This is a genomic window from Acidocella aminolytica 101 = DSM 11237 (genome assembly GCF_900129125.1).
Lineage (GTDB): Bacteria > Pseudomonadota > Alphaproteobacteria > Acetobacterales > Acetobacteraceae > Acidocella > Acidocella aminolytica.
Window position 1 is genome coordinate 44,790 of sequence record NZ_FQVJ01000027.1, and the last position, 7,091, is coordinate 51,880.

The window sequence follows — 7,091 nt, forward strand, 5'->3', positions numbered from 1 at the left end:
TCAAACCTCCGGCGCGGCCACATAGCGCACCGCATCCTCGGCGGCGCGAAACAACGCCCGCGCCTTCTGTACGCTTTCCATATATTCAGCCTCGGCGTCGGAATCAGCCACCACGCCAACGCCCGCCTGCACATACATCCGGCCGTCCTTCACCAAAGCGGTGCGCAGGCCAATACAGGTATCCATGGCCCCATTGGCGGCGAAATAGCCGATGCATCCGGCATAAAGCCCGCGTCTTGATGGCTCCAGCTCCTCGATGATCTGCATCGCCCGCACTTTCGGCGCGCCGGAGAGCGTGCCCGCCGGGAACCCGGCAATCAGCGCATCCAGCGCCTCCAGCTCCGGCCGCAACTTGCCTTCCACCGTCGACGAAATATGCATCACATGAGAGAACCGTTCGATGGCGAAGCTCTCCGCCACCCGCACCGAACCAATCTCCGAAACCCGCCCCACATCGTTGCGTCCCAGATCGAGCAGCATCAGATGCTCGGCGCGCTCTTTCGGGTCGGCCAGCAGGTCCTGCTCCAGCGCCACATCTTCCTCGGTGGTGGCGCCGCGCTTGCGGGTACCCGCTAGGGGACGGATCGTCACCGTGCCATCACGCAACCGCACGAGAATCTCCGGCGAGGAACCGACAGCCTGGAACGTCCCGAAATCCAGGAAGAACAGGAACGGCGCCGGGTTGATCCGGCGTAACGAGCGGTACAGCGCGAAAGGCGGCAAGGAGAAAGGCGCCTCAAAACGCTGGCTAGGGACAATCTGAAAGGCATCACCGGCGCGGATATAGTTCTTGGCAGTCTCCACAACGCCCAGAAACTCGTCCTTCGCCATATTGGAAGTCTGCTCCAGCGGCTCCAGCAGCCGCCCGGTGAGTTGCGGCACCGGCGAATCCAGCCCCTTGGCCAGCTTGTCTAGCTTGGCCTCTGCGGCTTCGTAAGCCTGGACGGCACTCACCCCCTGGCGCGGATAAACAGGGGCGGCAAGGGTCATCTCGTCGGTCACGCCGTCAAAGATGACAAGCAGACCGGGGCGGGTGAGAATCGCTTCCGGGATTCCCAGCACATCCGGCTTCAGGGCCGGAATATCCTCCATCAACCGCACCATGTCATAGCCGAGATAGCCATGCAGCCCGCCAATCACTGGCGGCAGCCCCTCGGGCACCTCCATCCGGGTTTCGGCGATCAAGGCGCGAAGGTTTTTCAACGGCGCTTCCGGCACTGGGCTGAAGGTGTCCGGTGCGGTCTGCGCGTCGCGATTCACGGCGGCGACCCCGCGCTCGCATTTCCACACCAGGTCCGGTGCCATGCCGATCACGGAATAACGCCCGCGCGTCGCCCCGCCTTCGACACTTTCCAGCAGGAAGGAATAAGGCTGGCCATGCGCCACCTTCAAAAAGGCGGCGACGGGTGTGAGCAAATCGGCAATCCCGTGACGCCAGACCAGCGCGCCATGGCCCTGGTCATAGGCGGCGCGGAAGGTCTCGAAACGGTCTGGCGAAACGGCGTTCATGATAACTCTACTTTCGTCCTCACTGGTAAATTTGCGCGAGCAGCTTCTGGTTGATTGTCACCTTGTCGCGTGCTTGCAGCCCGGTCAGGAAACTCCCGCCCAGATCATCCTGCAAGGTTTTATTCAGGCTGTGCTGCAAACGCGCATAGGTGGTTGGATCGCTCTGCTTGGTCGGGTGCTGGATATTGTCCAGAACCGCCACCAGGAAGCTGTTGTGATTGCTCAACATCGTCGCCGTGCCCTGCTTCATGCTGAACAGCACGGGCACCAGCTGGTCGGGCTCGTTCTGCGGCTGGGTGGTACGGGTATAGGACGGGCTCTGGGTGACTTGCAGCCCCGCCGCCGCGGCGGCCTTGTCCAGCGGCGTACCGGTATTCACCGCATGCATCAGATTCGCCGCGATCACCTCGGCCTCACGCTCCTGCAGCGCCCGCTGCCAGACGCTCAGCACCTTCGCCTTGGCCTGGGCGAACGGGGTGACCGTTGGGGGAATCTCATCCTGCACGGAAACCGCATAATAGCTTCCGTTCGGCCCGTTCTTGAGCTGCGGCGCGGCGCCTTTCCGCGTGTCGAACGCGGTTTTGATGATGGCGTTGCGCAGATCGTCACTGCCGGGAATCGGCGCCGGGGTGCCCTGCGGCGTCAGCCCGCCCGCGCTCAACGTGCCTTCCACCGCGACCAGGCCGAGATTACCCGGCAACTGATCCAGTGGCGTCTGCCCGGCCAGCGCGTCCTGCAGGGCGTTCATGTTCTTCGCGACCTCGTTCTGGGCCATTTGCAACTGCAGCTTTTGCGTCACCTGCTGGGTCAGCTGCGCCTTATCCGGCCCGTTGCTGCCCACGCCGGTCACTTTGAACAAATACATGCCCATATCGCCGGCGATGGGTCCCACAACCTGCCCCTGCTTGGCTGAGAACACCGCCTTCGCCAGTTGCGCGGAGGGGATCTGGTTCTGCTGCATCTTCTCAAGCGGTACCGGAGTCGCGTGGTAGGACTTCGCCAACTCCTGCATCTTCTTCCAGTCCGCACCCTTCGCCCAGGCGGCTTTCAGCTGCGAGGCATCCGCCAGATCCTGCACGGAGAGCACTTGCGCGCTACGCACCGGCACGCTGGGATTATCCGCCTCGGCACGGGCGAGGCCGGCTTGAATCTGGTCCTGAGGCACATTTTCGTGCGGCGCCAGCAGCGCAGGGGAGAGAATCACCGCCTGTATCTTGCGGAAGGCAGGGGCAGTGAATTTGCCCTGATGGTTCAGCCAGTAACGATGCAGCACCGCGTCGGACGGGGCGGGCGGCAGGGGCTGGGTATCTTCAGGGACGGTCACCATCCCGGCGGTCCGGCGTTCACCCAGCAGGGAGAAAATCTGCGAGAGCATCGCATCCGGAACGGCTGCACCGCTGATCAGCGGCGTGATTAACTGGCGGCCGATCACCTCATCCTTGATCTGATTGATAAACTCATTCTCCGACAGGCCATTATCCCGCAATACCTGGGAGAATTTGGCTTTGTCGAAGCTGCCATTCGTCTGGAAGGCGGGAATGGTATCCAGCACCGCGCGCACCGCTGCGTCAGGCACGCCGATATGGAACTGCACCGCCGCCTGACGAATAATCGCCTGCCGCACTGCCTCAGACAGCGCCTGCATGGCAAACTCCTGGCGCATAGCCTTGTCGGGCTGCTGGCCTTGCTGCTGCGCGTTATTGACCGCCCGCTGATAGACCGCCTGCACGGCACTTATATCAACCGGCGTGCCCGCCACCGTGGCAACGGCTGTGGAACTGCCCGTTAAAGTAAATACGTTCGAAACGCCCCAAAAGACGAAGACCACGACGAGCAGCGCGAAAAACCCACGCGCCACCCAGCTTTCCATCAAATTCCGGACCCAGACCAGCATCGCTCTCTTTACCCAAAACCGCCGCCTCTATAGCTAGGCAACATGCTATGGGCAATTCAGAGGCCGAATATCATGCCAATCGCGCAGTTTTTAACCAGTGCGGCCGCCTCATAACGCCCCCGCTCTGATGATGAAACCTTCAATAAAGGCCGCTCGGGGACGCGCCATTAATCAACTCGCTGGCGGGCATTTGTTGCATCTTGGCGCGGCGCGGGGCACGGGTATTATTCAGCCCTTCAATATCAGCGGCGCGCGCCAGCGGCAGCAAGACCAAGGCAAACGCCAGAACGACGAGGAAGAACAGCATCTGAAACTCTCCTCTACAGGAACCATTCAGAACATGCTGCAATGCACCATCACTAAAAATGCGCTTTCGCTGCATAGCAGCGCAGGCAAATTCTTAAACAAACTGTACAATCAGACAAAAGGAACGCAGCATGCGGCAACTTATTGCGGGTAACTGGAAAATGTTCGGCAGGCTGACGGATGTAACCCCCTTCGCCGAAGCCATGCGCGCTGCCCCCGCCCATGTGGACCTGCTGGTCTGCCCGCCTTTCACGCTGCTGGAACGGTTCGCAACGGCGCTGGAGGGGGGCCAGATGGCGCTGGGCGCTCAGAACTGCCATGCCAACCCGCAAGGGGCGCATACGGGTGACATCGCCGCGCCCATGTTGGTGGATGCCGGTGCCGCCTACGTCATTCTGGGACATTCTGAGCGCCGCAATGACCATGGTGAAAATAACGCCGTGATCCGCGCCAAGACCGAGTCCGCCATCGCCGCAGGTCTCATCCCCATCGTCTGCGTGGGCGAGACCGAGGGCGAGCGTGAAGCCGGCGAGGCCGAGCATGTGGTGCGTAGCCAGCTCCAGCATTCCCTGCCGCCCGGCTTCGCGGGGGTGGTGGCTTATGAGCCTGTCTGGGCCATCGGCACCGGCCGCACCCCTACCGAGGATGACGTAAAGTCCATGCACGCCGCCATCCGCGCCGCCCTGGCCGCGCAGCTTGGGCAGGATGGCGCCAAGATCCGTATTCTTTACGGCGGTTCGGTCAAACCCGGCAACGCCGCCAGCCTGCTGGCTCTGCCCGAGGTGGGCGGCGCGCTGGTGGGCGGCGCCAGCCTAAAGGCCGAAGATTTCCTGGCCATCGCCAATGCGGCACCGCGCGGTTGAACAATCCGCGCCCAGGCTCTAGAAGCGCGCCTGATTTTCTTTTCCGGGTTTTTCGATGATCAAGGTTCTTTTAGTGCTGCATGTGTTCGTCACCGTGGCGCTGATCGGCGTTGTGCTGATCCAGCGTAGTGAGGGTGGCGGCCTCGGTCTTGGCGGTGGCCAGGGCATGGGTAGCTTTATGACCGGGCGTGGCACGGCGAACCTGCTCACCCGCACCACCGCGATTCTGGGTACGGCGTTCTTCGTGCTCTCCATTTCCCTGGCGCTGCTTTATAAGGGCAGCACCGCGGATAATAACGCGGCCATCCTGAACGGTCCGGCGCCGGCGGCGCCCTCCGCTCCGGCGCCCAGCGTTCCGTCCACCCCCGCGCTGCCGTCCTCGCTACCGCAAACCCCGGTTGACGCGCATCCGGTGCCCCCCGCTGCGCCGTCAGCGCCCGCTGCCCCCACGGCACCAGCAGCCAGCGCACAAGGGAGTTCTGCGCCTAGCAAGACCCAGTAATACGGCACGTTCCTCTTCTCCCCTTCAACCCGACTCATGTAAGACAGGATTCCATGACGCGGTTTGTTTTCATCACCGGCGGCGTGGTTTCGTCCCTCGGTAAGGGCATTGCTTCGGCTGCCCTCGGTTCCCTGCTTCAAGCCAGGGGTTATTCGGTCCGGCTGCGTAAGCTGGACCCCTATCTCAATGTCGATCCGGGCACGATGAGCCCTTACCAGCATGGTGAGGTATTTGTGACCGACGACGGCGCCGAGACCGACCTGGATCTCGGCCATTATGAGCGTTTCACGGGTGTGCATGCCAACAAGGCGGACAATGCCACCACCGGCAAGATCTATTCAGAGGTCATCGCCAAGGAACGCCGGGGCGATTATCTGGGCGCCACTGTCCAGGTGATTCCGCACATCACCGACGCCATCAAGGAGACCATCCTCAATCAGACGGATGGCCTGGATTTCGTGCTGGTCGAAATTGGTGGCACGGTGGGCGATATCGAGTCACTACCCTTCCTGGAGGCCATCCGCCAGCTTGGTAACGAGTTGACCCCGGCCGAGGCGATGTTCGTGCATCTAACGCTGGTGCCCTACATCCCCTCCGCGGGCGAGTTGAAGACCAAGCCCACCCAGCACTCCGTAAAAGAGCTGCAGAATGTCGGCATCCAGCCGCACATGCTAATCTGCCGCTGCGACCGCCCGATTCCCGAGAATGAGCGCCGCAAGATCGCGAATTTCTGCAATGTCCGCCCGGAAGCTGTGGTGCCCGCTCTGGACGTGGACACCATCTACACCGTGCCCATCTCCTACCATGAGGCCGGGATGGATCGCGAAGTGCTACGCCATTTCGGCCTGCCCTTCGAAGCCGAGCCAGACCTGACGCGCTGGCGCAACATTGTCGACACCGTGCGTTTCCCCGAAGGTGAGGTGCGCATCGCGGTGGTCGGCAAATACACCAACCTGCTGGACAGCTATAAATCCCTGGCCGAGGCGCTGGCCCATGGTGGCATCGCCAATAAGGTGAAGGTGAAGCTAGACTGGATGGATGCCGAGATCTTCGAGCAGCCAGATGCGGTGGAACAGCTTGACGGCGTGCACGGCATTCTGGTGCCCGGCGGCTTTGGTGAACGCGGCGCGCAAGGCAAGATCGAGGCCGTGCGCTTCGCCCGTGAGCATAAGGTGCCATTCATGGGCATCTGCTTCGGTATGCAAATGGCGGTGATTGAATGCGCCCGCAATCTGGCAGGACTTCCCACCGCCTCCTCCACAGAGTTCGGACCGTGCGACATCCCCATCGTTGGACTGATGACCGAATGGGCGCGGGATAATGAGATCGAGCGCCGCCGGGTCGATAGCGATCTGGGCGGCACCATGCGCCTGGGTACCTTCCCCGCCGCGCTGGCGGAAGGCTCGCTTGTGCGCGAACTCTATCACGGTGCTGCCACCATTGAGGAACGCCACCGTCACCGGTACGAGGTGAATATCCATTACCGTGAGAAGCTGGAAGAAGCTGGCATCCGTTTCTCCGGTCTCTCCCCGGACGGCGTGCTGCCAGAAATCGTGGAATACCCGGACCATCCCTGGTTCATCGGCGTGCAGTACCATCCAGAACTGAAATCCAAGCCGTTTGATCCGCACCCGCTCTTCCAAGGCTTCATCGCCGCAGCGGTGCAGCAATCGCGGCTGGTCTAAGCCTTTAAAAGGCGGCTTCCTTCGGGAAGCCGCCTCAGACTGCTGACAAACCCCGTCATTTTTGGCGGGGTTTTGTTTTATTTATTGTTTGGCTTGTAATTGTTCTGTTTGTGAGGGGGTTTCCCTCTCAGGCCGGGCTTGGCGTTGGTGCTTTGGTGAGTGCCATGGCGATTTTTTTGATATTTTGTGCGGTGGCGGCGAGCAGGCATTGGCAGGTGACGCCGGTTAAGCCTCGGAAGCGTGCGTAGCGGTGTCCGAGGAGTTGCTTGGCATCGGCGAAGGACCGCTCGACCGTCTCTTTTCGTCGTTTATAGATGGCCTTGCCCCATGAG

General features: G+C 61.6%; 7 protein-coding genes. 4 read left to right on the forward strand and 3 right to left on the reverse strand.

What is annotated here, in order from left to right; translation table 11 throughout:
- Window positions 1-1,509 (reverse strand): anthranilate synthase component I, encoded by a 1,509-nt coding sequence (gene trpE, locus BUB54_RS13825; RefSeq protein ID WP_048878653.1) that lies wholly within the window; start codon window positions 1,507-1,509, stop codon window positions 1-3.
- A 19-nt stretch (window positions 1,510-1,528) separates the two neighbouring features.
- On the reverse strand, window positions 1,529-3,403 hold the full coding sequence (locus tag BUB54_RS13830; RefSeq protein ID WP_048878654.1) for a peptidylprolyl isomerase: 1,875 nt from the start codon (window positions 3,401-3,403) through the stop codon (window positions 1,529-1,531).
- 127 nt (window positions 3,404-3,530) lie between these two features.
- On the opposite strand from BUB54_RS13830, the gene BUB54_RS20330 reads away from it, so the two are divergent.
- From BUB54_RS20330 to BUB54_RS13845, 4 genes are read left to right on the forward strand one after another with little or no spacing between them, the layout of a single operon-like run.
- Window positions 3,531-3,863, forward strand: a complete 333-nt coding sequence (locus BUB54_RS20330) for a hypothetical protein (RefSeq protein ID WP_139284912.1) — start codon at window positions 3,531-3,533, stop codon at window positions 3,861-3,863.
- Entirely contained in the window at window positions 3,841-4,572 is a 732-nt protein-coding gene (tpiA, locus tag BUB54_RS13835) for a triose-phosphate isomerase (protein ID WP_048878655.1), read from the forward strand. Before BUB54_RS20330 ends, tpiA begins: the two co-directional genes overlap by 23 nt.
- A 55-nt stretch (window positions 4,573-4,627) precedes the next feature.
- Complete coding sequence (gene secG / locus BUB54_RS13840) at window positions 4,628-5,074, forward strand: preprotein translocase subunit SecG (protein WP_048878656.1); 447 nt, start codon at window positions 4,628-4,630, stop codon at window positions 5,072-5,074.
- Between the two features lie 53 nt (window positions 5,075-5,127).
- Entirely contained in the window at window positions 5,128-6,759 is a 1,632-nt protein-coding gene (locus tag BUB54_RS13845; protein WP_048878657.1) for a CTP synthase, read from the forward strand.
- Between the two features lie 127 nt (window positions 6,760-6,886).
- Here the strand turns inward: BUB54_RS13845 and BUB54_RS13850 are convergent.
- A partial coding sequence (locus tag BUB54_RS13850) for a transposase (RefSeq protein WP_139284913.1) occupies window positions 6,887-7,091 on the reverse strand: 205 nt, incomplete at its 5' end.

Coding starts and splice junctions, on each gene's coding strand:
- trpE (WP_048878653.1), bottom strand. CDS start 1,509: ATGAACGCCGTTTCGCCAGACCGTTTCGAGACCTTCCGCGCCGCCTAT.
- BUB54_RS13830 (WP_048878654.1), bottom strand. CDS start 3,403: ATGCTGGTCTGGGTCCGGAATTTGATGGAAAGCTGGGTGGCGCGTGGG.
- BUB54_RS20330 (WP_139284912.1), top strand. CDS start 3,531: ATGATGAAACCTTCAATAAAGGCCGCTCGGGGACGCGCCATTAATCAA.
- tpiA (WP_048878655.1), top strand. CDS start 3,841: ATGCGGCAACTTATTGCGGGTAACTGGAAAATGTTCGGCAGGCTGACG.
- secG (WP_048878656.1), top strand. CDS start 4,628: ATGATCAAGGTTCTTTTAGTGCTGCATGTGTTCGTCACCGTGGCGCTG.
- BUB54_RS13845 (WP_048878657.1), top strand. CDS start 5,128: ATGACGCGGTTTGTTTTCATCACCGGCGGCGTGGTTTCGTCCCTCGGT.